This is a genomic window from Actinoplanes sp. NBRC 103695 (assembly GCF_030269485.1).
Classification (GTDB): Bacteria; Actinomycetota; Actinomycetes; order Mycobacteriales; family Micromonosporaceae; genus Actinoplanes.
The window spans coordinates 143,012-166,167 of the sequence record NZ_BSTL01000006.1 but is presented as its reverse complement, the minus strand read 5'-3'; the positions used below and the strand labels follow the sequence as shown (position 1 = coordinate 166,167).

General features: G+C 73.9%; 27 protein-coding genes. 15 read left to right on the top strand and 12 right to left on the bottom strand.

Annotation, left to right across the window (positions count from 1 at the left end; all coding sequences use genetic code 11):
- Positions 1-7 precede the first annotated feature (7 nt).
- Positions 8-436: an organic hydroperoxide resistance protein gene (locus QSK31_RS11830; protein WP_285683550.1), complete on the top strand. Its 429-nt coding sequence runs from the start codon at positions 8-10 to the stop codon at positions 434-436.
- Here the strand turns inward: QSK31_RS11830 and QSK31_RS11825 are convergent.
- The 4 genes from QSK31_RS11825 to QSK31_RS11810 all read right to left on the bottom strand — a co-directional run bounded on the left by QSK31_RS11825 (position 423) and on the right by QSK31_RS11810 (position 3,331).
- Positions 423-1,382 carry a tyrosine-type recombinase/integrase gene (locus QSK31_RS11825; protein WP_285683549.1) on the bottom strand — a complete coding sequence of 320 codons (960 nt, stop codon included), beginning with the start codon at positions 1,380-1,382 and terminating at the stop codon, positions 423-425. The two genes, QSK31_RS11830 and QSK31_RS11825, sit on opposite strands and share 14 nt — an antisense overlap.
- Before the next feature lie 50 nt (positions 1,383-1,432).
- A complete protein-coding gene (locus tag QSK31_RS11820) occupies positions 1,433-1,777 on the bottom strand; it encodes a TfoX/Sxy family protein (RefSeq protein ID WP_285683548.1) in 345 nt (114 codons plus the stop codon).
- Between the two features lie 82 nt (positions 1,778-1,859).
- Positions 1,860-2,468 (bottom strand): hypothetical protein, encoded by a 609-nt coding sequence (locus QSK31_RS11815; protein WP_285683547.1) that lies wholly within the window; start codon positions 2,466-2,468, stop codon positions 1,860-1,862.
- Positions 2,469-2,569: 101 nt separating this feature from the next.
- Positions 2,570-3,331, bottom strand: a complete 762-nt coding sequence (locus QSK31_RS11810; protein ID WP_285683904.1) for an aminoglycoside phosphotransferase family protein — start codon at positions 3,329-3,331, stop codon at positions 2,570-2,572.
- A gap of 20 nt (positions 3,332-3,351) precedes the next feature.
- Between QSK31_RS11810 and QSK31_RS11805 the strand changes: the two genes are divergently transcribed.
- From QSK31_RS11805 to QSK31_RS11790, 4 genes are read left to right on the top strand one after another with little or no spacing between them, the layout of a single operon-like run.
- Positions 3,352-4,053 (top strand): VOC family protein, encoded by a 702-nt coding sequence (locus QSK31_RS11805; protein WP_285683545.1) that lies wholly within the window; start codon positions 3,352-3,354, stop codon positions 4,051-4,053.
- Positions 4,054-4,100: 47 nt separating this feature from the next.
- Entirely contained in the window at positions 4,101-4,784 is a 684-nt protein-coding gene (locus QSK31_RS11800) for a hypothetical protein (protein WP_285683544.1), read from the top strand.
- A gap of 8 nt (positions 4,785-4,792) precedes the next feature.
- On the top strand, positions 4,793-5,566 hold the full coding sequence (locus tag QSK31_RS11795; RefSeq protein WP_285683543.1) for a lysophospholipid acyltransferase family protein: 774 nt from the start codon (positions 4,793-4,795) through the stop codon (positions 5,564-5,566).
- A gap of 9 nt (positions 5,567-5,575) precedes the next feature.
- Complete coding sequence (locus tag QSK31_RS11790; protein WP_285683541.1) at positions 5,576-6,349, top strand: HAD family hydrolase; 774 nt, start codon at positions 5,576-5,578, stop codon at positions 6,347-6,349.
- On the opposite strand, the gene QSK31_RS11785 is transcribed toward QSK31_RS11790, so the two are convergent.
- From QSK31_RS11785 to QSK31_RS11755, 7 genes are all read right to left on the bottom strand, one after another.
- The gene (locus QSK31_RS11785; protein WP_285683540.1) at positions 6,325-7,065 is read right to left on the bottom strand and encodes a class I SAM-dependent methyltransferase; all 741 of its coding nucleotides are present in this window, start codon (positions 7,063-7,065) and stop codon (positions 6,325-6,327) included. The genes QSK31_RS11790 and QSK31_RS11785 overlap by 25 nt on opposite strands.
- Before the next feature lie 5 nt (positions 7,066-7,070).
- On the bottom strand, positions 7,071-7,592 hold the full coding sequence (locus QSK31_RS11780; protein WP_285683538.1) for a P-loop nucleotide/nucleoside kinase family protein: 522 nt from the start codon (positions 7,590-7,592) through the stop codon (positions 7,071-7,073).
- Positions 7,585-8,376: an aminoglycoside phosphotransferase family protein gene (locus tag QSK31_RS11775; RefSeq protein ID WP_285683536.1), complete on the bottom strand. Its 792-nt coding sequence runs from the start codon at positions 8,374-8,376 to the stop codon at positions 7,585-7,587. Before QSK31_RS11775 ends, QSK31_RS11780 begins: the two co-directional genes overlap by 8 nt.
- 48 nt (positions 8,377-8,424) lie before the next feature.
- Positions 8,425-8,919 carry a pyridoxamine 5'-phosphate oxidase family protein gene (locus QSK31_RS11770; protein ID WP_285683534.1) on the bottom strand — a complete coding sequence of 165 codons (495 nt, stop codon included), beginning with the start codon at positions 8,917-8,919 and terminating at the stop codon, positions 8,425-8,427.
- A 188-nt stretch (positions 8,920-9,107) separates the two neighbouring features.
- Positions 9,108-9,950 (bottom strand): phosphotransferase, encoded by an 843-nt coding sequence (locus QSK31_RS11765; RefSeq protein WP_285683533.1) that lies wholly within the window; start codon positions 9,948-9,950, stop codon positions 9,108-9,110.
- Positions 9,947-10,474 (bottom strand): LuxR family transcriptional regulator, encoded by a 528-nt coding sequence (locus QSK31_RS11760; RefSeq protein ID WP_285683531.1) that lies wholly within the window; start codon positions 10,472-10,474, stop codon positions 9,947-9,949. The genes QSK31_RS11765 and QSK31_RS11760 overlap by 4 nt, the downstream gene beginning before the upstream one ends.
- Entirely contained in the window at positions 10,471-13,131 is a 2,661-nt protein-coding gene (locus QSK31_RS11755) for a LuxR C-terminal-related transcriptional regulator (RefSeq protein ID WP_285683529.1), read from the bottom strand. Before QSK31_RS11755 ends, QSK31_RS11760 begins: the two co-directional genes overlap by 4 nt.
- A 193-nt stretch (positions 13,132-13,324) precedes the next feature.
- Here QSK31_RS11755 and QSK31_RS11750 point away from each other — a divergent pair, with 193 nt between their 5' ends.
- The 7 genes from QSK31_RS11750 to QSK31_RS11720 are packed head-to-tail and all read left to right on the top strand — an operon-like array spanning position 13,325 to position 20,090.
- On the top strand, positions 13,325-14,815 hold the full coding sequence (locus QSK31_RS11750; protein ID WP_285683527.1) for a dynamin family protein: 1,491 nt from the start codon (positions 13,325-13,327) through the stop codon (positions 14,813-14,815).
- Positions 14,812-16,623 (top strand): dynamin family protein, encoded by a 1,812-nt coding sequence (locus QSK31_RS11745; RefSeq protein ID WP_285683526.1) that lies wholly within the window; start codon positions 14,812-14,814, stop codon positions 16,621-16,623. Before QSK31_RS11750 ends, QSK31_RS11745 begins: the two co-directional genes overlap by 4 nt.
- Entirely contained in the window at positions 16,620-17,159 is a 540-nt protein-coding gene (locus tag QSK31_RS11740) for a hypothetical protein (RefSeq protein WP_285683524.1), read from the top strand. Before QSK31_RS11745 ends, QSK31_RS11740 begins: the two co-directional genes overlap by 4 nt.
- 49 nt (positions 17,160-17,208) lie before the next feature.
- Positions 17,209-18,576 (top strand): MFS transporter, encoded by a 1,368-nt coding sequence (locus QSK31_RS11735; RefSeq protein WP_285683522.1) that lies wholly within the window; start codon positions 17,209-17,211, stop codon positions 18,574-18,576.
- Between the two features lie 24 nt (positions 18,577-18,600).
- Positions 18,601-18,957 (top strand): GntR family transcriptional regulator, encoded by a 357-nt coding sequence (locus tag QSK31_RS11730; protein ID WP_285683520.1) that lies wholly within the window; start codon positions 18,601-18,603, stop codon positions 18,955-18,957.
- A 36-nt stretch (positions 18,958-18,993) separates the two neighbouring features.
- The gene (locus QSK31_RS11725; protein ID WP_285683519.1) at positions 18,994-19,629 is read left to right on the top strand and encodes a TetR/AcrR family transcriptional regulator; all 636 of its coding nucleotides are present in this window, start codon (positions 18,994-18,996) and stop codon (positions 19,627-19,629) included.
- A complete protein-coding gene (locus QSK31_RS11720; protein ID WP_285683517.1) occupies positions 19,626-20,090 on the top strand; it encodes an acyl-CoA thioesterase in 465 nt (154 codons plus the stop codon). The genes QSK31_RS11725 and QSK31_RS11720 overlap by 4 nt, the downstream gene beginning before the upstream one ends.
- A gap of 19 nt (positions 20,091-20,109) precedes the next feature.
- On the opposite strand, the gene QSK31_RS11715 is transcribed toward QSK31_RS11720, so the two are convergent.
- Positions 20,110-21,072: a phosphotransferase family protein gene (locus QSK31_RS11715; protein ID WP_285683516.1), complete on the bottom strand. Its 963-nt coding sequence runs from the start codon at positions 21,070-21,072 to the stop codon at positions 20,110-20,112.
- 254 nt (positions 21,073-21,326) lie between these two features.
- Here QSK31_RS11715 and QSK31_RS11710 point away from each other — a divergent pair, with 254 nt between their 5' ends.
- From QSK31_RS11710 to QSK31_RS49205, 3 genes are read left to right on the top strand one after another with little or no spacing between them, the layout of a single operon-like run.
- A complete protein-coding gene (locus QSK31_RS11710) occupies positions 21,327-22,496 on the top strand; it encodes a sensor histidine kinase (RefSeq protein WP_285683514.1) in 1,170 nt (389 codons plus the stop codon).
- Positions 22,493-22,882 carry a response regulator gene (locus tag QSK31_RS11705; protein WP_502872939.1) on the top strand — a complete coding sequence of 130 codons (390 nt, stop codon included), beginning with the start codon at positions 22,493-22,495 and terminating at the stop codon, positions 22,880-22,882. Before QSK31_RS11710 ends, QSK31_RS11705 begins: the two co-directional genes overlap by 4 nt.
- Position 22,883: 1 nt before the next feature.
- Complete coding sequence (locus tag QSK31_RS49205; RefSeq protein WP_502872938.1) at positions 22,884-23,063, top strand: response regulator transcription factor; 180 nt, start codon at positions 22,884-22,886, stop codon at positions 23,061-23,063.
- The last annotated feature ends 93 nt before the right edge of the window (positions 23,064-23,156 follow it).

Here is a 23,156-nt window from a genome sequence, read left to right as displayed (position 1 = left end):
GGGCACCATGACCACCGCCATCTACACCGCATCCGCCACCGCCAGCGGCGACGGCCGCAACGGACACACCCGCTCCAGCGACGGCGTCCTCGACCTCGACCTCGCCGTCCCCAAGGAGATGGGCGGCCCCGGCGGCGCACACAGCAACCCCGAGCAGCTCTTCGCCGCCGGCTACGCCGCCTGCTTCCACGGCGCCCTCAAACTCGTCGCCCGCAGCCAGAAGATCGAGCTCACCGACACCGCCATCACCGTCGACGTCGGCATCGGCCCCAAGCCCGACGGCACCCCCGGCTTCATCCTCAACGTCGCCATCGAGGCCGAACTCCCCAGCGTCAGCCCCGAAAAGGGCAAAGAACTACTCGAGGCCGCCCACCAGGTCTGCCCCTACTCCAACGCCACCCGCGGCAACATCGAGGTCGAACTCACCCTCGCGTAAGACCACCCAGCGCGCGGTTCGTCCGGTTCGCCCGGACGGCCGCGCGCTGCTGCGCCGCCGTCACCTCGATGTAGTTCTGCGACGTCGTCAACGACCCGTGCCCCAGCAACCGCATGATCTCCGACGCGTTCGCCCCGTCCTCCGCCAGCCGCGTCGCGAACGTGTGCCGCAACGCATGCAACTGCGCACCCCGCGGCACCCGATCACCGATCCCGGCCCGCCGGTACGCCGACTGCACCAGATACTGCAGCCCGCCCCGCCGCAACGGCGTGCCCTGCCGATCCACCAGCAACGCCTCCACATCCCGCGTCGTCCGTAATCGCCGGCTGGCCACATACGCCTCGACGACCGCGTCCAGCTCCGGCTCGATCGGCACCGTGCGCGGCCGCCCGCCCTTACCGGCCACCTCCACCCGGCGCTCACCCGGACGCCCCACGAACGACCCCATGCGCAGCCCCAGCAGCTCCGACAGGCGCAAACCCGCGCACAACGCCAGCGCGATCACCACCAGGTCCCGCTCCGGCCACGGGTCACGCTGCCGCTGATCCGGCACGGCCACCGCGGTGAGCAACTGCTCCGGGGTGTCCTCGCCCCGCAGCGGCTTGGGGGAGGGCTGCGCCACCCGGGGCTTGTCCACCGCCGACATCGGGTTGCCCGCCACCACGCCCTCGGTCACCAGGAACGTGAAGAACGCGTTCCAGCTCGACCAGGCCCGGTAGATGGAGGCGGGGGCCCGGGTGGCCGCGAACCGCGCGAACGCCGACCGCAGCAGGCGAGGGGAGAGGTCGCCGACGGACAGATCGGTGCGCGCCCGCGTCTCCGCAACAAGATCGAGGATCAAGAGCAGATCTCGGCGGTACGCGGCCAGCGTGTGCACCGACGGCTTGCGCACGGCTCGCGCCGCCAGAAACTCGTCGATCAACACGCTGACTGTTTCATGCTGCATAAGACATATTATGCAGCAATTATCCGGTTTGACCAGAACGCATGTTCGATCTACGGGGTGATCGTGTTCAGGTACGCGTACGCCTCGTCGAGCAGGTCGCGCCAGGGCTGCTCGCCGGCCTCGTAGGGCATCTCGACCCATTCGCGCATGACGCGGCCCTTCATGATGATGCGGGCGGCGGCGCCGGTGGACTCGAGCTCGTCGGCGCGGGTGGCGGGGATCTTGACCATGAGCTGGCCCTGGCGGTTGACCAGGCCGAAGACCTTGCCGCGCACGCGCAGGCCGGTGGTGGAGAACATCCGGCCCCAGTCGACGCCGGGCCGGCTCAGGTAGTCGTCCGCGAGCGCTTCCAGTCGTTCGTCGCCGCGCTTGACCGCGTCATGGTCGATCGCCATCCCGTCAGTCTGCCTCAGAAGGCCCCCGACAGAATCAGGTTTACATAATGTAGATTATCGACCCGGGATTCTGGCGTTGGTTTCAGCGCTGCCAGAGGAACTTCGCCCGCAGATGCTGGCCGCACCGGAAGGCGTAACCGACGCCTCCGCCGAGATTGATCGCCGTCTGGCTGTCGCGGCCTTCCTCCAGGTGCGCGGCGAACCTCATGGGCCGGGCGCAGTCGACACACGACGGCGTCTGGTCGAACTGGAGCCACGACGGCTCCCCGCCGATACCGCCCAGGACCTCGCGGCGGCTGCGGCCGGTGCGTGCGGCCCACGCGGCGATGGCCTCGTCGTAGTCGTCCTCGGCCGGCGGTTCCGTCCGGATGGCGGACACCGCGCCGAGTCCGGTCTCGCCGCCGCCGGGCGCGGGCACCGGGCGCAGGTCCTGGTTGTCGAACAGGTAGGCGCGGTTGCCGCCGGCGTTGGCGTCCCATTCGTCGCAGAGGCCGGGGTCGTTGGCGCACTGGAAGATCGCCAGGAGGCGCCGGTCGTCGTCGAGCAGGAGCTGGGCGAGGAACTGCAGGGGGCGGTCGCATTCGGCGCAGGTGGGCCAGGTGAAGCCGGCGGGTGCGAGCGGGAGGCCGCCGGTGCGGTTGCCGGGTGCGTCCTCGGGGGCGTCGCCGTCGTGGGTGAGCAGATTTGTCATCGGTCCTCCAGCAGCGCGGTGAGGGTGGTGCGGGCGTTGTCGGCCATGGCGGGGTTGGTGTCGGCGTAGTACCAGAGGGCGCCGACGGCTTGGACGAGGGCTCAGCCGCGGCCGCGTTGCCAGGAGGCGTCGCCGGCGTCGAGGGCTTGGCGGTAGGTGGCGCGTTCGGCGGCGTCGAAGAGGTTCCAGGCGGGCATGTGGTCGACGGCGGGGTCGCCGGTGCAGACGGCGCCGAGGTCGATGACGGCGTGCAGGCGGTGGTCGCGGACGAGCAGGTTGCCGGGCATGAGGTCGGCGTGGATCCAGACGTCGGGTCCTTTGTGGAGGGGCGCGTTGAGGCAATCCTGCCAGATGCGGGTGAGCGCCGCGGTGTCGGTGAGCGAGCGGCTCTGGTGGAGGCTGTGGCGGACCCAGTCGTCCTGGCCGGCGAGGGGGCCGCCGCGGGAGTGGCCGTTCCAGGGTTGTCCCCCGGTGTCGACGTGGTGGACGGCGGTGGCGACGCGGGCCAGGTGCGTGGGGTCGATGTCGTGCGGGGTGGCGGTGCGTCCGTCGATCCATCGGTACGCGGTCCAGTAGCCTGCGTACCCCTCTTCTGGTTTGCCGAGCGCGAGGGGCTCGGGGAGGGTGACCGGGACGTGGGGCTGGAGGCGGCGGGCGTGGTCCTGTTCGGCTTTCAGGGGTCCGGGGTGGGTGACGGGTCGCAGGGGGAAGCGCAGGACGATGTCGTTGCCGAGGCGGTACAGGGCGTTGACGGTGCCGTGCGAGACGATCGGGGTGACGGGCAGGTCGCGCCAGTGCGGATGCTGGCGTGTTACCAGGGCGGCGACGGTGGTGGCGGTGAGGTCGGCCTGTCCGGGGTGCATCTTCACGGGAAGAGGGTTCCATGGTCGCGGTGCGGTGGTTTACGGGGTTTCTGGACTCGCCCTCCCCTGCTTCTGATTCCTTCTGGTGCGCGGTCACCGGGTCGGTGTTGTCCGAGTGGCGTGACGGGGGCCGGTTCGCGACGTTGGTGCCCGCGGGTGGTGATCCGTTTCTGCGGGTGCAGGTGATTGATGCGGGGCCGCCGTCGTGTCATCTGGATCTGCATGTGGATGACGTGCGGGCGGCGGCTCGGGAGCTTGCGGGTTTCGTGGTGGCTGATCGTGGGTCGCTGGTGGTGTGCCGCTCCCCTGCCGGGTTGCCGTTCTGCCTGGTGCCTGCCGCTGATTCCTATGTGCGTCCGGGGCCGGTGGACGGGGCGCTGGTGGATCAGATGTGTCTGGATGTGCCGCGGCCGGTGTTCGATCGTGAGGCGGCGTTCTGGGCCGGGTTGATCTCCTCCGAGGTGCGGGAGACGGATCTCCCGGAGTTCGCGCGGCTGCGGCCGGGTGCGGGGCTTGCGCTGCGTTTGTTGTTGCAGCGTACGGGCGGTCCGGCGGCGGGGATGCATCTGGATTTCGCGGCGGTGGACGTGGCGGCGACGGTCGAGCGGCAGGTGGGGCTGGGTGCTTCGGTGGTGCGGGTGGTGCCGGGTCAGTGGACGACGTTGCGGGATCCGGCGGGGCGGGAGTACTGCGTGACGGCCCGGCCGCCGGTCCTGTCGTAGGCGGGTGGTACAACTTTGGCACAAACGTACGAGAGGTGGATGCGGGAATGGGTCTGTCCGAGGATGAGCTCCGGGTAATCCGGGAGGGTGTGGCCGCGGGCCGTAAGCCGAAGGTGGTGTTCACCGATGCGGCGGGGCAGATCGCGGGTCAGCTGGGTCAGGTGGTGGGGCTGACCGATCCGGCGGAGTCGGACGACTGGGTGGTGGTGCGGTTCGGGCGTGACGAGTTGCCCTTCTCCCCCGCCGATCTGCTGGTGGCGCCGCGGGGTGTGAAGGCTGCGCCGCGTCCGGTGAAGGCTGCTCCTGAGCCGGCGGCGCCGTCGGGGCCGCCTCTGCTGGAGGAGGCTCCCGCGCGTCGCCCTGATCCGGCGGCCGCGGACGTGCAGGCTGAGCCGGTGACGGAAACTGCTGCCGCTCCCCCGGCGCCGCGTAAGCCTGCCCGGGTGGCGAAGCCGAAGGCTCCTGCTGGTCTGACGGTGACGTTGGCGTATGCCGAGGGTGAGTGGCTGGTGTCGGCGGCGCAGGGTGCGAAGGTGCTGGCGAAGCCCTATGTGATCAAGCCGGTGGAGGCGATGCGGATGGTGTCGCTGGTGGATGTGCCGGGTGTGCAGGAGGCGGTGGAGCAGATCCTGTCGGCCGAGCGTAAGGAGGCCGAGGAGGAGGCGGACCGGTTGCGGGCGCAGCTTGCCGAGATCGAGTCGCGGCTCGCGGAGCTGCGCGACGCGGGGTGACCTCGGGGGTGGCTGAGCCGGTGTGGCGGGTGCCGCTGTTGTGGCGGTTCCTGCTGGTGTTCGCTCGGGTGCTGGTGTTTCCGTTGTGCCGGTTGCGGGTGTCCGGTGTGGTTCCGGCCGGGTTGCGGGCGGGGCCGCTGATTCTGGCGGTCAACCATGTGAGCCCGGTCGACCCGGTCGTGATGATGGCGGCGTGCTCCCGGGTGGGTCTGGCGCCGCGGTTCATGGCGACCGGTGGGGTGTTCCGTGCGCCGGTGCTGGGGTCGATCATGCGGGCGTGCGGGCACATCCGGGTGGATCGGCGGTCGGCGCGGGTGGCGGAGGCGTTGCCGGCCGCGGCGGCGGCGTTGACGGCGAGTTCGACGGTGCTGGTCTATCCGGAGGGGCGGATCGGGCTGGATCCGTGGATGTGGCCGGAGCGGGGCAAGACGGGTGTGGCACGGATGGCGGCGTTGTCGGGCGCGCCGGTGGTGCCGGTGGCACAGTGGGGCACGCATGCGGTGATGCCCTATGTGGCGCCGCGGCGGTTGGTGCGGGCACTGGCGTACGCGGTGCTGCGCCGGCCGGTGGTGCGGGTGCGGTTCGGTGAGCCGGTGGATCTGTCGGGTCTGCCCGTGGGGCCGGGTGCGCGGGTGACGGTGGCGACACGGTTGATCGTCGAGGGGATCGACGCGGTGCTGGCGCCGTTGCGGGCCGGTGAGCTGCAGGTGCCGCGGTTCGTGGACCGGACGCGGCCGGTGGACATGTCGAGGGTGCGCCGCCGGTCGGGATGCCGTCGGTAGGGTGTTCCGGTGCTGCGGGCCGTGGTGTTCGATCTGGATGACACGCTGGTCGATCAGCGGTCGGCTGCGGCCGCCGCGGTGGTGGCGTGGGCGGCGGAGCACGGTGTCACGGGCGTCGACGGCGCGGGTTCGGACGTGGCCGGTTCGGATCTGGCCGGTTCGGATCTGGCGGCGCGGTGGGCGGCGGTGTCGGTGCCGCTGTTCGCTCGGTGGCAGCGGCGGGAGATCACGTTCGCGGGGCAGCGCCGGGAGCGGGTGCGGGAGTTCCTCGGGGTGACGGTGTCCGACGCGGAGGCCGATGTGCTGTTCGCCGGGTACCTGGAGCGGTATGAGGCCGGGTGGGTGGCGTTCCCGGATGCGGGGCCGGCGTTGCGGCGGGCGGCGGCTGCCGGGCTGGCGGTGGCGGTGCTGACCAACGGTGACGAGGAGCAGCAGCGCCGCAAGCTGGCGCGGGTCGGGCTGGCCGGGGACGCCGGGGTGCTGGTGGCGTCGTCGGTGCTGCCGGCTGGGAAGCCGGATGTGCGGGCGTTCCGGCACACGGCCGCTCTGCTGGGGGTGGAGCCGGGAGTGCCGGGTCCGGGGTCGACCGGCTCGTCCTGGCCGTCGGTGCTGATGGTGGGTGATTCTTTGCCCAAGGATGTGCTGGCGGCGCGGGCGGCGGGGTGGGACGCGGTGCTGGTGGACCGCGACGACGCGTACGCCGGTGACGAGGCCGCCGCGGGGGTGCGGCGGGTGCGGTCGCTGGACGAGCTGGACTTTCAGCCGGTCAGGACGGCCAGGTAGCTCCAGGCGGTGTCGCGCAGGTCGCCGTCGGGGTGGACTTCCTCCAGATGCAGGCCGGTGCCGGTGAGCAGCAGGGTCAGGTCGGCCGGGGTGTAGCAGCGCAGGCGCTGGCTGAGGCGCCGTTCCGGGTGGGCGGTCTCCCACCAGGTGTCGGTGGCGGTGCTGGTGTGCGGGTCGAAGGTGAGCAGTTTCTCCAGCTCGTAGGGGTAGCCGTCGGCGGGGCGGCGGTCGCGGTGCTCGCGGGTGCCGTGCCGGGCGGCCCACACGAACGGGTTGTAGACGTCGATCAGGGCGACGCCGCCGGGTGTCAGCCAGTCGCGGGCGATGCGGGTGAGCAGGCGCCGCTGGTCGTCGTCGGTGCCCACCCCGAAGCCGTCCCAGTAGGTGACTGCGTCGAAGCGGCCGTCGAGCCGTACCTGGTAGAAGTCGCCGCGGACCAGGGTGAGCCGGTCGTCGGGGACGTGGTGCCGGGCGGCCAGGCGCGGGGTGTGGGTGGCGCGGTCGCCCAGTTCGACGGCGGTGACGGTGTGCCCGGCCAGGGCGGTGGCCACGGCGGCGGCGCCGTACCCGGAGCCGAGCTCGAGCACCCGCCGTGGCCCGTCGCCGGCGTGTGCCCGGATGGCGGCGGCGCGCTGCCGGTCCTCGTCGGTGACGACGGCTTCCGCGCCGGCCCACCAGTCGCCGGTACGCGAGTAGAACTCCTTCACCCATTCCACGGCGGTCAGTCCTTCCAGCCGGCGGCCGCGCGGACCGCTGCGGCGATGTCGTGCACGGATCCGGTGCTGCCGTCGACCGTGAAGTCCTCGACGTTCGCCCGGCGGAGGATGTCGTCGAGTTCGCCGCAGCGTTCCCGGTGCCAGGCCAGCCCGGCCGGGTCCTGCGCGTGCCGCTGTTCGAGGCGCTGCCGGACGGTGGTCAGGTCGGCGTGCAGCCGGCACACCGTGAGCGGCACGCCCAGCGCCGCCTGGTAGTCGTCGCGCTGGTCGCGGCTCTCCAGCACCCCGGCCAGGACGAGCCGGTGGGCGCCGGCCGCCAGGTAGGTGCCCGCCACGGCTTGCAGGTTGCGCAGGGTCAGGTCGTGGTGGAACCGGTCGCCGGGTGGCGCCGGCCAGCAGCGTCGCAGCCAGTCGACGTCGATGACCGCGCCGGCGACGCCCGCCTCCTGCAGCAGGTCGCCGAGCGCGTCCGCGACGGATGTCTTGCCGGCGCCGACGGTCCCCGACAGGAGCAGTGCCTCAGCCACGGCCGGGCGCCTGCCAGAACTCGTCCGGCAGCGCGGCGACCTCGGCCCCGGAGCGTTCCAGCTGCGCCGCCCACGGCAGCATGCGCTGGAAGGCCGGTTCGCCACCGTCGGCGATCTGCCGGATGATCGCGACGTTGCGCTCGACCCGTCCGAGGATCGCGTCACGGATCGCGGTGCGGTCGCCGGTGTAGCCGTACGCGTCCAGGAACAGGTGCAGCCGCCGTCGCCGGTCGGCCGGGTCGCCGAATCCGGCGGGCTCGGCGATCTCCGCGGTCAGCAGCGGCACCCAGGTGAGCGCGGAGAACGCCAGGTCGCCTTCGCGTTCGGACGGGCTGGCGGTGTCCCAGTCGACGAAGCCGACCAGGGCGCCGTCGTCGTCCCACACGACGTTCCACGGGGAGGCGTCCAGGTGGGCGATGACCAGTCCCGGCTGCCACGGCCGGCCGGTGAACCAGACGGCGCCGGCGGGCGGCCGGAACGCGGCGGTGGCGTCGTGCAGCCGGGACAGCCAGCGGCCGACCTGCCGGAGCGCGTCGTCGGAGCGCAGCCAGGCCGGCCAGACCGGCCCGGTGTCGCCCAGGGTCTCGCCGGGCAGGAACGTCAGGCGTTCACGGCCCCGCTCGTCGAGGCCGAGGGTGCGCGGGGCGCCGTCGAAACCGGTGTCCTCCAGATGGCGCAGCACCGAGTGCACTGTCGCCGTCCACGGTTGCGGTGGGCGGCGGACCTCGTCGCCGGCGCGGACCGCCCCGTAACTGCGTCCGCCGGGCAACAGTTGTTCGGTCATCGCCCGGTTCTACCGTGGCCGGACGTTCCCGGCGAGCGATTAACGCGCTCAGCCGCGCTGCTCGCGTTGCCGGACCAGTTCCTCGACCGCGCTCGGCAGGGTCGTCGCGAAGTCGATCAGTTTCGCCCAGGTCGGGGTCACGACGATCCGGACCATCCCGTCGCGGTACAGCGACCGGACCTCCGCCTCCCACTCGACCCGTTGTTCCGCGGTCATCTCGTAGGTGGTGTTCGCGCGCAGGTACTCGTCCGGGATGCCGTCGACGAAGTCCAGCTCGGCCCGGCCGCGGATCAGCAGGATCGTGGGTGGGTGCACCTCGGTGTCGATCGTCAGGGCGACGGCCGGGTTGTCACGCAGCGCCGGGATCTTCGGCGCGTTCTTGGTGGTGCACATGACGATCCGCGTGCCGTTCCAGGTGAACCCGATCGGCACGGTGCGGGGGGTGCCGTCCTTCGCGACGTAGGCCAGGCGGGTCAGGTCGCGGGCCAGCATCTCCCGGCTGAGCGGGCGGTTCAGGATCTCGGTGATCTCGTTCGGTCGCACCGTCGGTTCCTCGCATCCTCGGTCGCGCGGCCCTGGTGGCCGCTGCTGTCCCTGGGACGAAGCCGGCGTCGCGTTCTCGACAGCCGGGAGCGAGATCACCGGAAAGTGTGTCGCCGCGGACCGGGGCGGGCCGAAACCGGCGCCGGGTGGGCCAGGGCATGCCGGGTGGCCAGGAGATGCCGGGTGGGTCAGGAGATGCCGGGTTCGGCGACGTCCAGCCACGCCTCGACGGTGGCCGGGTCGTGGTGGCGGATGGACCAGTCGACCTGGCGCAGGCTCATGTGCGCCCAGAAGGCGCGCCGGCGGGCCTCGTCGCGGCCGCGCAGCGCCTCGTCGGCGATCCCGGTCAGGTGCGGGGCCTGGTGCCCGAGGGTGAAGCGCAACGTGACCAGGTCGAAGGTGCCGTCGTAGCGGGTGGCGCCGTCCCAGTCGATGACGCCGGTGAGGCGGCCGGACTCGACCAGGACGTTGTGCGGGTGGAAGTCGAAGTGGACCAGGTCGTCCCCGGTGATGTGCGGGAGCTCGGCGGCGACCTCGTGGACCCAGTCGAGCAGGCGTGCGGCGCGCCCGCCGTACTCCAGCAGGGGTTTGTGCAGGCAGAAACCGGGACCGTCGTCGCTGAGATGGAGTTCCACCGGCCTGGGCGCGGACGGCGCGCGGGAGAGCAGGCCGGCGAGGCGGGTGTTGACGGCCACCATCTGGTGGACCAGCGGGGCGTCGATCGTGGCGGGCGGGACGCCGGGGAGGCGTTGCTGGACGAGGACGCGGCGGCCGTCGATGTGGGCGGTCAGCTCCTGCTTGGCGGTGGGTACGCCGGCGGCGCGGGCCTGGTCGAGCAGCGGCGACACCCGGGAGTTGCCCTCCGACAGCACCGAGCGGCGGCCGTCGGGCCAGCGCACGTACGCGGCGCCGACCTCACCGCCGGGGCACGGGCCCTCGACCGTCAGGCGCACGCCGGTGATCTCGAAGATCCGGGCGACCAGGTGATCGGGGTCGAGGCGGCTGCTGCGCGGCAACGTGTCACCGGTCATCGTTGCTGGGTGCGCTGCCGGAGGTAGGCCAGGACGGCCTCGCGGGTGGTGCGGACGCCGAACAGGGCGCGGGCTTCGGCGATGCGCCGGTTCGCGGTGCGCAGGGACAGGTATTCGGCGGCGGCCGCCGCGGCGATCGTGTCGCCGGCGGCCAGGCGGTCCAGCAGGGCACGTTGCTCGGGTACGAGGTCGGCGAGGGCGTCGCCGGGTTCCGGGCCGGGGCCGTGCTGCACGGGGCCCAGCCGGGTGAGGTCGTCGACCAGGGCGCGGCCCAGTGACGTGTCGGGGTCGCAGATCGCGACGATGCCGGCGCCGCGGGCGGCGGCGAGCACACACAGCTGCAGGGTGTCCTGGTCGGCTATCCGGCCGTGCAGGATGAGCCGGGCGGGCGCGTCCCACGCCTGTTGCGGCAGGGCGAATCCCTCCTGGGTGTGCCAGCCGTCGCGGGCCAGGCGCCGCAGGACGGCGTCGGCGTCGGCTCCGGAGGCCACCACGTGGCGTGGCGCGTCGGGCTGTCGCGTCACGTGCTGACCTCCCCAAGGTCGTGTGCGAAGGCGAGAGCGGCCGCTTCGGTACGGGTACGGGCGCCGAGTTTGCGCATGCCGGCGCGGATGTGGGTGTCGACGGTCTCGGCGGAGATGCCCAGTTGCCCGGCGATGCGGCGGGTCGGCTCACCGGCGGCGACCAGGCGCAGCACGTCGGTCTCCCGGTTGGTGAGCTTGCTGCCGGAACGGGGGCTGCGCACGTCGCGGTGTACGTGGTGGCGCCGAAGGCCGCGGCGGGCCCGGCCGGCGAGCACGGTCAGCCCGGCGGCGTCGGCGAGTTTCTCGGCGGTCAGCAGGGCGTCGATGGCCCGGCCGGGCTGGGTCTCGTGCAGGCCGGCGGCGAGCAGGCAGCGGATCTGCTCGCGCAGCGCGGTCGGTGTCCACGCGTCGGCGGCCGCGGTGAACCCGGTGCCGGTGGCCCAGGCCAGCAGGGTGCGGCGGGCGGCCTGCGGCACACGGTCCGGGATCGGCGGGGTGTCGTGGGCGCCGAGGTCGTGTCCGGCCCAGCGGGCGGTGATCGCGGACAGGCCGCCGAGCAGGCCCGGGTTGGCGGTGTCGGCGGCGGTGGCGCGGTCGGGTTGCCCGTCGAGCCAGGCGGCCTCGCGGCCCACCCAGGTGGTGGCGGGATGGGTGGGTGCGCCGGTGAGGCGGGCCCGGGCGGCGGCGAGCAGGCCGGTGTCGGCCTCGACCAGGGCGACGGCGGCGGTGGCGTAGGCGCGGGCGTCGTCGGGCAGAGACCGGTCGGCGAGGTTCGCGGCGCGGCGCTGCACGTCGTCGGCGGTGTCCTGCTCGGGAGCGTTCCCAGGGTCATGCTCGGGCGCGGAGACGCCGGTTTCGGCGATAGCGCCGGGGTTCACGCCCGGACGGGGCTCAGCGGGCAGTGGCTTAGCAGGACGGGGCTCAGCGGGCAGGGGTGCGCCGTGCAGGGCGAGGGCCCAGTCGGCGGCGGCGAGGAAGCGGGTCTCCCAGCCGTAGGCCAGGTCGGCCCGGCACGCCCGGGCCGCGCTGCGGGCGGCGGCCGCGGACTCGGTGAGGCGGCCGTCGGCGGCGAGGGTCTCCACGAGCAGCCACGCCGCGGTGCGGGCGGCGGGCCGGTCGGTGAGGTCGGTGGCCGCGGCGGTCAGCTCGGCGGCCCAGCCGTCGGTGCGGTGCGCGGCGTGCACGGAGGCCACCGCGGCGGCGATGCCGGGCGGCAAGGCGGCCGGCGCGCCCTCGGGCGAGACGGCACCCGCATACGACGCAGCCCGGGCGGGCGACGCAGCCTGGGCGGACGGGGCGGCTTGGGCGGACGGGGCGGCGGGCCGCGAGGCGGGGATGCCGGAGGACGCCGAGGGTGGCGGGGCGGCGTGCCGGGCGGTGAGCTTGGCGGCGGTGTCGAGGGCGGCGGCCGGGTCGAGGGCCAGCTCGGCGAGTAGCAGCACCCGGTCGCGGGCGGCGAGCACCGCGGGCGGGGCCGCGTCGGGGATGCGGTGGACGGCGTTCTGGGCCTGGGCGGGCAGCCCCGCCTGGAGCAGGGCCTCGCCGCGCAGCACGTCGGCGTCGACGCCCAGGGGTTCGCCGGTGTCGAGCACGGCCGCGGCGGACCGGGGGCGCCCGGCGGCCAGGGCGGCGTCGGCGGCGGCGACCCGGACCCGGGGGTCGACCGGCACGGGCAGGTCGCAGGCGAACAGCAGCAGCTCGGCCCGGTCACCGCCGGCGGTGCGGTCGGCCGCGGCGAGGGCCTGGCGGAAGGCGGCGGGGTGGTCGCCGGCGGCGGCGAGGTGCCGGGCGGCCTCGGCCGGCGGGGTGAGGTCGGCCAGGCGGCGGTGCAGGTCGGTGCGGGCGTCGGCGTCGAGCAGCCCGGCCGCGGTCTCGGCCACGTAGGTGGAGGTGGGCACGAGACCGTCGCCGGCGTCGGCGACCAGGCCCGCGGCGAGAAGGTCGGTGGCGCCCGCGCCGAGCAGGGCGGCGGGTGCGGGCCGGCCGAGCAGGCCCAGGGCGGCCAGGGCGGTGCGGGCGGGCCGGGGCAGGTCGGCGAGCGCGGTCGCGATCGCGTACGCCACCTGGTCGATGTCGGAGCCGGGCGCGCCGCGGCCCGCCGCTGCCTGCCGGGCCAGCGCGGAGATCGCGAGGGGGTTGCCGCCGGCGCGGTCCACGACGGCCGCGAGGGTGCTGTCGTCGAGCTGGCCCCCGGCGCGGCGGGCGAGGTCGACGGCGGCGGCGCGGCCCAGCGGTGGCACGTCGAGCCGGACCGCGCCGTCCAGCAGAGCGGGGTCGACGCGGTGCGGGGTGCGCAGGGCGGCCAGGACGCGGCAGTGCCGGGCGATCAGGGGCAGCGCGGCGAGGGTGGCCGGGTCGGCGTACTGCAGGTCGTCGAGGACGAGCAGGCCGCCCTTGACGCGGGAGCGGACCGCTTCGGCGAGCAGGTGCACGTCGTGGCCGGGCAGGCGGGCGCGGACGGCCCGGGACAGGGCCAGCGCGGGCACGGTGCGCAGCATGGCGAGACCGCCGCCGGTGAAGGCGGGGCCGGGCACCGCCGCCGCGGCGGCGCGCAGCAGGGTGGTGCGGCCGGAGCCGGGCGGCCCGGCGATGATGACCAGGGCGGGCGCGCGCAGGCGTGCGGCGGCGTCACCCGCCAGGTCCTGAGGGTCCGCCAACCCTGCCTCCTCCCCCGTCGTGGCACGAACACGGGATCCCCCGCCCGCTCGCCCCTCGTAGGCTGTGCTGCGGCAGGCGTTCCCGCCCTGCCGCCGGCCCAATCCTGATCGAAGGGTGCGAACGGTTGAGCGTGCCGACCCCCGCCACAGTTGTGCCATTGTTGCTGACAGTGTGCTCGGCTGACGAGTCGTCGTGACCGGACCGCTATCCGCACGGCTGGCAACGCTGTGTGACGAGATCGTCGCTTCGACCGGTCCCGAGGTCGCTGGGCAGGTACGACTCGTCGGCGAGCGGCTGCACGAGCCGTTGCGGGTGGCCATCGCGGGTCGCCTGAAAGCCGGAAAGTCGACACTCGTCAACGCGTTGATCGGGCGCCGGGTGGCCCCGACGGCGGTCGGCGAGTGCACCCGGGTGGTGACCAGGTTCCGGTACGGACCGGCCGACCGGGTCGACGTGGTGCGCCGCGACGGCTCCCGGCACAGCCTGCCACTGGACGACGACGGCATGATCCCCCAGCGCCTCGGGGTGCCGGGCGCGACGGTCGCCTACGTGGATGTGACGCTGACCAGCGAGAAGCTGCGCGAGCTGACGGTGGTGGACACCCCGGGGCTGGCGTCGGCCGACACGCGGATCTCCGAGCGGGCCGCGGAGGCGGTCGGCACCTCGACGGCGCCGTTCGACCTGGACATCGACGCCGACTCCACCGGGGAGGTGGCCGCCGCCGAGGCGGTCGTCTACGTGTTCACCCAGGCGGTGCGCGCGGACGACCTGCGGGCGCTGGAGGCGTTCCGGGCGGCGTCGGCGCGGCTGTCCTCCGGCCCGATCAACGCGCTGGGCGTGTTCGGGAAGGTGGACACCCTGGTCGGTGGCGCCGGCGACCCGTGGCCGGTGGCCGGTCCCCTGGCGGCCGATCAGGGGCGGCTGCTGGCGCGTACGGTCAGTGAGGTCGTCCCGGTGGCCGGGCTGCTCGCCGAGACCGCGGAGGCGGGCCGGCTGACCGGTGCCGACATCGACGCGCTGCGCGTGCTGGCCCGCTCACCGGACCTGGCGGTGCTGCTCGCCTCGGCGGACCTGTTCCGCGGCCGGCCGTCCGAGGTCGCCCCGGAGCGGCGCGAACGCCTGCTCACCCTGCTCGACCTGTACGGCATCGGCTTCGCGATCGCCCAGCTGCGCGCCGAGCCCGCCCTGCCGCCGTCGGCGCTGCTGGAACGGCTGCTCGCGGTGTCCGGGTTCCCGCGGCTGCGGCACACCCTGCAGGACGCGTTCCGGTGGCGGTCGGACGCGATCAAGGCCGGCTGGGCGCTGGCCAGGCTGGAACGGCTCGCCGGGCTGACCCGCGACGGCGCCGGCCGGGAGGCGGTGCGCGACGCGGTGGAACGGGTGCTGCGCGAGCCCGACTATCACCGGCTGCGGGTGATCGCGGCGGCGCAGCGGGTCAGCACCGGCGAGGTGACGCTGCCCGCCGAGTGGGAGCAGGAGCTGACCCGGCTGGCCACCTCGCACGACCCGCGGTGGATCCTGCGGCTGCCGGACGCGACGGTCGACCAGCTGGCCGCGGCGGCCCTGGACGCGGCGAACCGGTGGCGGGTGTTCGCGGTCGCCGGGGCCGGGCCCGCCCAGTCGCGGGTCGCGCAGGTCGCCCACCGCGGTTTCTATCTCCTCGCCAAGCAGGTGCGGCCATGACAACCCCCACGGTGCTCGCGAAGGATCTGCAGCGCACGGTCGAGTCGGTTCTGGCGTACGTCAGGACGCAGGACCCGGACGCCGGCGCCGAGCTGGCGGACCTGCGCCGCGCCCGGGTGACCCGCCCGTCGGTGGTGCTGGTCGGCGAGACCAAACGCGGCAAGAGTTCCCTGCTCAACGCGCTGCTGGGCGTGCCCGGTCTGTCGCCGGTGGACGCCGCCGTCGCTACCAGCACCTACCTGCACTTCTCCCCCGGCGAGGCGGGCGCGCGGGCGGTGCTGCCCGGCGGCGAGAGCGTCGAGGTGGACGACCTGGCCGCGTGGGCGACCGGGGAGCAGCGGGCCCGCCGCATCGAGGTCACCCACCCGGCGCGGCTGCTGCAGTACGTGAGCCTGCTCGACACCCCGGGCGTGGGCGGGCTGGACCCGGCGCACACCGCGGTGGCGCTGGACGCGGTGGAGCGGGCGACGGCGCTGCTGTTCGTGGCCGACGCGTCGGCGCCGCTGTCCAAGCCGGAGCTGACGTTCCTGGTGGCGGCCAGCGAACGGGTCAACAACGTGGTGTTCGCCCTGACCAAGGTCGACGCGTTCGGCGGCTGGCGGCGCATCCGCGACGACAACCGGCTGCTGCTGCTGGCCCACGCCCCGCGGTTCGCGGCCGCACCCTGGTTCCCGGTGTCGGCGCGACTCGCCGAGCTGGCCCTGTCGGCGCCCGCCTCCGAGCAGGCCGCGCTGGTCGACGCGTCGCAGATCGCCGGGCTGCAGCACGCCCTGGTCGACCTGGCCGGCCGCGGCCACCAGCTACAGCTGGCCAACGTGCTGCGCACCGCGCGCGGGGAACTGGCCCGGCTGGAGACGGCCGCCCAGGCCAGGGTGGCCGCCGCGGAGGCGGACCCGGAACAGCAGGCGAGGGTACGCGCGGACCGCGCCGCCCTGGCCGCCCGCAAACGCACCGAGTCCCGGCACTGGACGCTGCTGCTGTCCAGCGAGACCCAGCGCGCCCGCACCGAGGTCGTCGGGAAGCTGCGGACCCGCATCGCCGCCGTGCAGCAGGACGTCACCGCCGGCATCGACACGTCGCGCCGCGACACCCTGGCCGCCCTGCCGCAGCAGCTGGACGCCGAGTTGCAGGCGGTGGCGGTGGCCCTGTCGCAGGACCTGGAGGTCACGTTCCGGCAGGTCGCCGAGACGGTCCTGGCGGAGGTGTTCGAGGCCGCCGAGCTGGACCAGATGCTCGCCCAGGTCAACGCCACCCTGCGGCACACCCTGGAGTCGGCGCCGCCGCGCGACGGGGCGGCCGACAACATGCTGATCGCCCTGTCGGCGGGCGGGATCGCGTTCATGGCCGGGCGCGGGGCGATGCTCGGCGCGTCGGTGCTGGGCGCGGGCGGCCTGGCCGCGGGCGGGTTGCTCATCCCGGTCGCCGGGATCGGGCTGGGCCTGGCCGCCGGCGGGTACGTGCTGTACCGGCGGCGGGTGCAGACCGACCGGCAGCAGGCCCGGATCTGGCTGCGCGACGTGCTCGGCGAGGCCCGCGCCGCGCTGTCCGACGAGATCTCCTACCGGTTCACCGACCTGCAGTACGCGCTGTCGGTGGCCGTCGACGACGCGGTCGAGAAACGGCTGCGGGAACTGGACGCGCACATCGCCGACATCGACGCCGCGGCGGCCGAGGACGCCGCCGGGCGGGCCCGCCGCCGGGCCGCCGCCCAGCAGGAACGCGACACCGTACGAGCCCGGATCACCCAGGTGGACGAGGTCCTGTCCCGGGCGGCGGCACTGACGCCCGCCCCGAAGGAGGAGTCATGAGCGAGCACGACTGGCCCGGTCACCACGACGACGACGGCTCGTTCGAGCACGTCGAACTGCCCGCGCCGGATGATCAGGTGCTGCCGGAGCCGCAGGACGACGCGTGGCACATCCCCGACGACGACCCCCCGGCGCTGGAGACCGCGTGGGAGGACCACGGACATCTGCCGCCGGCGCACGAGGAGCTCGGCACGCTGGAACCGGAGGCCCACGAGGCTCTCGACGACGCCCCGGCCGCCGAGGACGCGGCTGTGGAGGTGTTCCCGCCGATGCTGGACGTGGGGGCGCTGCCCGAGCCGGTGGACGGCTGGCCGTGGATCGACACCGGCAGCCTCGGGCTGAGCCACGCCGGGATCGTCGACCAGGCGATGCTGGACCGGCTGCCCGCCCAGGACCCGCAGGAACTGGCCGCCTACGCCGCCGAGGAGCTGCCGCCCGGCGCCGACCCGTGGGCGACCCTGGCCGCGTCGGAGGACCCGGCCACCGCTGCGCTCGCGGAGTACTACCGGCCGGGCGATCAAGGTACGGCTACGTAGGGTGCGATGATCTGCGCGGCAAATCCGCGCAGCGCCCCAGGGAGGGCACTTGTCCACGACCGACGCCCCGGTGTCCACCCGCCGGGAACGCACCGGCTGGTACTTCTACGACTGGGCGAACTCGGCGTTCTCCACCACGGTCATCACCGTGTTCCTGGGGCCGTTCCTCACCACGGTCACCGAGCTGGCCGCGGGCTGCGAGCTGGGCGCCGACGTGTGCGACGGGCGGGTGCACCCGCTGGGCCTGTCGATCGCGGCCGGGTCCTACTACCCGTACCTGGTGTCGCTGTCGGTGTTCCTGACCGTGTTCGTGCTTCCGGTCATGGGTGCGGTCGCCGACCGGGCCCGCCGTAAGAAGCCGCTGCTGGCCGTGACCGCGTTCACCGGCGCCGCCGCGACGATCGCGATGGCGTTCGTGACCGGCGACCGCTACCTGCTCGGCGGGGTGCTGTTCCTGATCGCGAACATCAGCGGCGGCGCGTCGATCGTCGTCTACAACTCGTTCCTGCCCCGGCTGGCCGGCCCCGACGACCGGGACAAGGTGTCGTCGCGGGGCTGGGCCATCGGCTACCTGGGCGGCGGCCTGCTGCTCGCCCTGAACCTGGTGGTCGTGCAGTCGTTGAGCGTCGACGGCGACTCGCAGCGCACCCTCGACCTGGCCCGCTGGTGCATCGTGTCGGCCGGCGTGTGGTGGGGGCTGTTCACCCTGCTGCCGTTGCTGTGGCTGCAGGAGCGCCCCGGCGAGGAGGCCGCCGCCACGGGCGGCAATGTGCTCACCGACGGGTTCCGGCAGCTCGGCAAGACGATCCGCGGGCTCCGGGCGTACCCCCTGACCTTGTTCTTCCTGCTCGCCTACCTGGTCTACAACGACGGCATCCAGACCGTCATCGCCCTGGCCAGCCAGTTCGGCACCGAGGAACTGCACCTGGAACAGGCCACCCTGATCATCACCATCCTGATCGTGCAGTTCCTGGCGTTCGGCGGCGCCCTGCTGCTGGGGGCGGTCGCCACCCGGATCGGCGCCCGCAAGACGGTGCTGATCAGCCTGGCGCTGTGGCTGGGCGTGGTGCTGGCCGCGTTCTGGATCCCGGAGGGCAGGCCGGTCCCGTTCATGATCCTCGGCGCGGCCATCGGCCTGGTCCTGGGCGGCAGCCAAGCCCTGTCGCGCAGCCTGTTCTCCCAGCTCATACCCGCCGGCAAGGAGGGCGAGTACTACGGCTTCTACGAGATCAGCGACAAGGGCACCAGCTGGCTCGGCCCGCTGCTGTTCGGCCTGGTGTTCCAGCTGACCAGCAGCTACCGCCTCGGCATCGTGTCCCTGGTCATCTTCTTCGTCGTCGGCGCGATCCTGCTCGCCCTGGTCCCGATCCGGCAGGCGATCGTCGCCGCCGGCAACACCCCGCCCAAGACGCTGTGAACGAGACCCCGTGAGCGAGACGCTGTGAGCGAGATCAGTATCGACCCGGCGTCGGCCGTGCCGCCCTACGAGCAGGTGCGGCTGCGGATCGCCTCGCTCGCCGCCGACGGGGTCTACCCCGCGGGTCACAAGCTTCCTCCGGTACGGGCGCTCGCCGGCGAACTGGGGCTCGCGGTGAACACGGTGGCCCGCGCGTACCGGGAGCTGGAGCAGGCCGGGCTGGTCGAGACCCGGGGCCGCGCCGGAACCGTGATCACCGCCCGGGCCGCGGGCACTCCCGCCGAGGCGCAGCGGGCGGCCCGGGCGTACGTGGAGAAGGCCCGCGCTCTCGGCATCACCGACGAGCAGGCCGTCGAACTGGTACGAGCCGCCCTCAACTAACTATCCGACCGGTCGGTCTTCTTGTATGGTGGCGGGATGACCGAGGACGGACGGCTCCTCCGCGGCGAGCGCACCCGCACCGCGGTGCTCGACCGCACCCTGAGACTGGCATCCGCCGACGGCCTCGACGGGCTGTCCCTGGCCCGCCTCGCGCAGACCCTGGGCCTGAGCAAGTCCGGCCTGTTCGCGCACTGGCGCTCCAAGGAGGAACTCCAGCTCGCCGTCATCGACCACGCCCGCGAACAGTGGCTCACCGACGTCATCCGCCCCGCCCTGCAAGCCCCGCGCGGCGTCCGCCGGCTGTGGGCCGCCCACGACCGGCGCCTCGCCTTCTACGAGGCCGAGAAGCTGCCCGGCGGCTGCTTCTTCGCCAACAGCTACTTCGAGTACAACGCCCGCCCCGGACCCGTCCGCCAGCTCCTCGGCGACCAGCTGACCGGCTGGACGGCGTTCCTCACCAGGCTCGCCCGGGAGGCCGTCGACGCCGGCGACCTGCGCCCCGGCACCGACCCCGCCGACCTGGCCCACCTCACCGACTCCCTCGGCGTCTACGCGGCCATGCAGGCACCCGTCCGCGGCGCCGCCGACACCTGCGCCCAGTCCCGCCGTGCCCTGCTCGCCCACCTGCGGGCCATCGCCACCGACCCGACGATCCTCCCGGAGCTCTCATGACCGTGTCCCGCCTCCGATCCGACGATCTGCCCGCGGCCGCCTCCTACGGGCACACCGTCGCGACACCCGTGCACTTCGACGACCTCGACCCGATGGGGGTGCTGCACAACGCCCGCTACTCGGTGCTGGTCGAGCACGCCATCACCTCCTGGTGGAGCGACCGCGGCGTCTCCTACGCCGGCGGCGCGCCCACCACCCCCGACGCGTTCAACGTCGTCCGCGACTTCGCCATCACCTACCACCGCCCGGTCCGCGGCACCGGCCAGGTCAACGTCCACTTCTGGCTCGAACGGGTCGGCGGCACCAGCGCCGACTACCGCTTCCGGGTCCTCTCCACGGACGGCGCCACCGTGCACGCCGAAGGCCGGCGCCTCGCGGTCCGCGTCGACCCCGCCACCATGCGGCCCGCCCCGTGGACCGACCACGGCCGGGAGCTCGCCTCCGCCCTCGTCAAACCCTGACCCTCCGGCGTGGATCCAGCTAGCCGGCCTGACTGTGCTGACTGTGCTGGCCGGCGGCGGTGAGGTCGGTGATCAGGCGGGCCACCAGCGGGCGCAGCGCCACCGAACGAGCGCGGCGCCAGGCGGAGATGCGGGGCATCACGGGGGTGTCCGGGACCGTCGCGGCACGGATGCACCACATCCCGGCCAGCCCCACCACGAAACGCGACGCGTCGGGCGGCAACCCTTCCACCAGCCGGTGGGCCCGGTCGGTCGCCACTTCCGGGCCCAGGACGTGTCCGGTGGCGACCACGTCCGCCGCGAGCTGGGCGAGGTCGATCCACGGGGCGCCGGCCGAGGCATACGCCCAGTCGAGCAGCACCGCCGACCCGTCCGCCGCCTGGACCGCTGTGTTGTCCAGGCGGAGGTCGCGGTGGACCAGGGCGTCGCCGGCCGTCCAGCGTTCCCAGCCGGCCACCACCGTCGCCGCCGGCCCCGCGTGGGCGGCCTCCCAGTCGCCGCCCGCGCGGTTCTCGAGCATGCGCGCCCAGCCGTCGAAGTGGAAGATGCGCTCGGCGACCGGCGGCAACGTGTCCGGCGCGCGGTGCCCACTCGCCGTCCGGCACGCGTGCGCGACCGCCTCGATCGACGTGTCGGTCCACAGCTCTCCGGCCGAGCCGCCGGCCCAGGTGGTGGCCAGGGCGACCCACGGCCCGTGTTCGACGGTGGCCAGGCGCCGGGGCGCGGGCACCGACGGCGGCAGGGTGTCCAGGATCCAGGCCTCCTGCAGGATCATCGCGTGGTTGTGCGCCCGGACCTCGGCGGACACCGCCTTGACGAACACCCGCCGCCCGTCGGCCAGCCGCAGGCACACGGCCGGACCGGGCGACATCCCGCCGTGCAGATCGGCGTGTCCGGTGATCGGGGAGCCGAGCGCGTCGGCGACGGCCGTCCGCACCGGTTCCGGCGTGTCGGCCCACGCGGCCCGGGGTGTGAAAATCACGCCGCATCGTAGACCCGATCGAGCACCTTCACGGGTTGGGACGTGGCCGCGGACGACATCGCGAACGGCTCGGCGCGACCCGGCCGATCTCGAGGATTCAGGGTCCGCCGGGACCCGTTCCGCGGGCTGGACCGCTTGGATAGCAGGGGAAATCCGGGTGGAGGCGTGCAAGGCGCGGGGAATCCGGCGGAGGGGTGATCTGCGACCGTGGTCTGATGGCAGGGCGCGCCGGGATGTCTACGCTGGTGGGCGTCATGCGAACTCGCGACCGCTCCACGCTGCTGCGGGACGCCTGGCTGCCGCTGGGGGTCGCGGGCGTGAGCCTCTACTTCGCGTACCCGGGGTGGTGGGCCATGGGTGTCGTGCTTGCCATGTGTGCGCCGCTGGTGGTCCGCCGGGCGTACCCGCGGGTTGCGCTTGCCGTGCTGACGGTCGCCTCGGTGGTGCAGGCTCTCACGGTGGAGAGCCCGACGGTGTCGGTGGTGGCGGTGCCGATCCTGGTGCACAGCCTTGCCCGGTGGTCGTCGACGGCGCAGGCGCGGGCGGGGCTGGCCATCGCCCTGGGCGGCGCCGTGGTGGGGCCGGCGAACTGGCTGACCGGCCGGGGCGAGGAGCCGACCGCCGGCGCCTGGGTGACGGCCGTCGCGGGCGCGGCCGGGATCGTCGTGGCGGCGTTCGTCGCCGGGCGGCGTGACCGGGAGCGCGTGGAACGCGAGACGCAGCGGGAGCAGGAACGCGAGCAGCGGCGGCGGCTGGAGCTCGCGGCGCATGAGCGCGCCCTCCGGGCGGCGGCGGCCGAGCAGCGCACCGCGGTGGCGCGAGAGGTTCACGACATCGTCGCGCATTCGCTGTCGGTCATCGCCGTCCACGCCGCCGGCGGCCGGGCGCTGACGCAGCGGCAGCCGCACCGTGCCCCGGAGATCCTGGAGACCATCGCCGAGACGGCCCGCGGGGCCCTCGACGACCTGCGGGAGCTGGTCGCGATGCTGCGCGGCGACGGTCCGGCGGGCGACGGCTACTCCCCGGCGCCGGGGATCGGGGACCTCGACGAGCTGGTGTCCCGGCTCGACGGCCGGGTCCGGCTGCGAGTCGACGGCAACCGGCGGCAGGTGGGCCCGGTGGCGGGGATGACGGTGTACCGGCTGGTCCAGGAGAGCCTGACCAACGTACTGCGCCATGCCGGGCCCGGCGCCGCGGTCGACGTGCGGCTCGACCTCGGCGAACAGGTAATCGACCTGGTTGTCAGCGACGACGGGCACGGGGCGGCGGCGGCCACCGACGGGCGGGGCACCGGGCTGGCGGCGATGCGGGAACGGGTTCAGCTGCACCACGGCACCCTGACCGCCGGCCCCCGCGCCGGCGGTGGCTTCGAGGTGCACGCGGTCCTGCCTGCGCACCGGACGACGGGAGCGGTGAGCCGATGACGCTCGGCACGTTCCTCGTCGACGATCAGCGGCTCGTCCGCGACGGCCTGCGGATGATGATCGAGGCGCAGGACGACCTGAGGGTGGTCGGTGAGGCCGGCGACGGGCGGGAGGCCGTCACGAAGCTGCGGGACGTCGCCGCCGACGTGGTGCTGATGGACGTGCGGATGCCGGTGATGGACGGGGTCGAGGCGACCCGCCGGCTGACCCGCCTGGGGCATCCGGCGCGGGTGCTGATCCTGACCACGTTCGACCTTGACGAGTACGTGTTCTCGGCTCTGCGCGCCGGGGCGGCGGCGGCTGATCGCGCACTTCGTCGACCGGCTGCCGGGCGGGCCGGGCGCCCACGACGACCGTCTGGCGCTGATCACGCCCCGGGAGGGTGAGGTGCTCGACGCGATCGCGTCCGGCGCGACCAACGCGGAGATCGCCGCCCGCCTGCACATGGCCGAGGGCACGGTGAAGACCCACATCGGCAACCTGCTGTCGAAGCTGGGGTGCCGCGACCGGGTCGCCCTGGTGCTGTTCGCGTTCGAGGCCGGGCTGGCCACACCGGACCGCCACTGATACCCAGGGCCCTGCTACCACGGTCGTAGACACCCAGCCGAGGACGCGACCGTGGGCCGATCCGCTCCCGCCCGCCGCTGCATACGTTGGGGC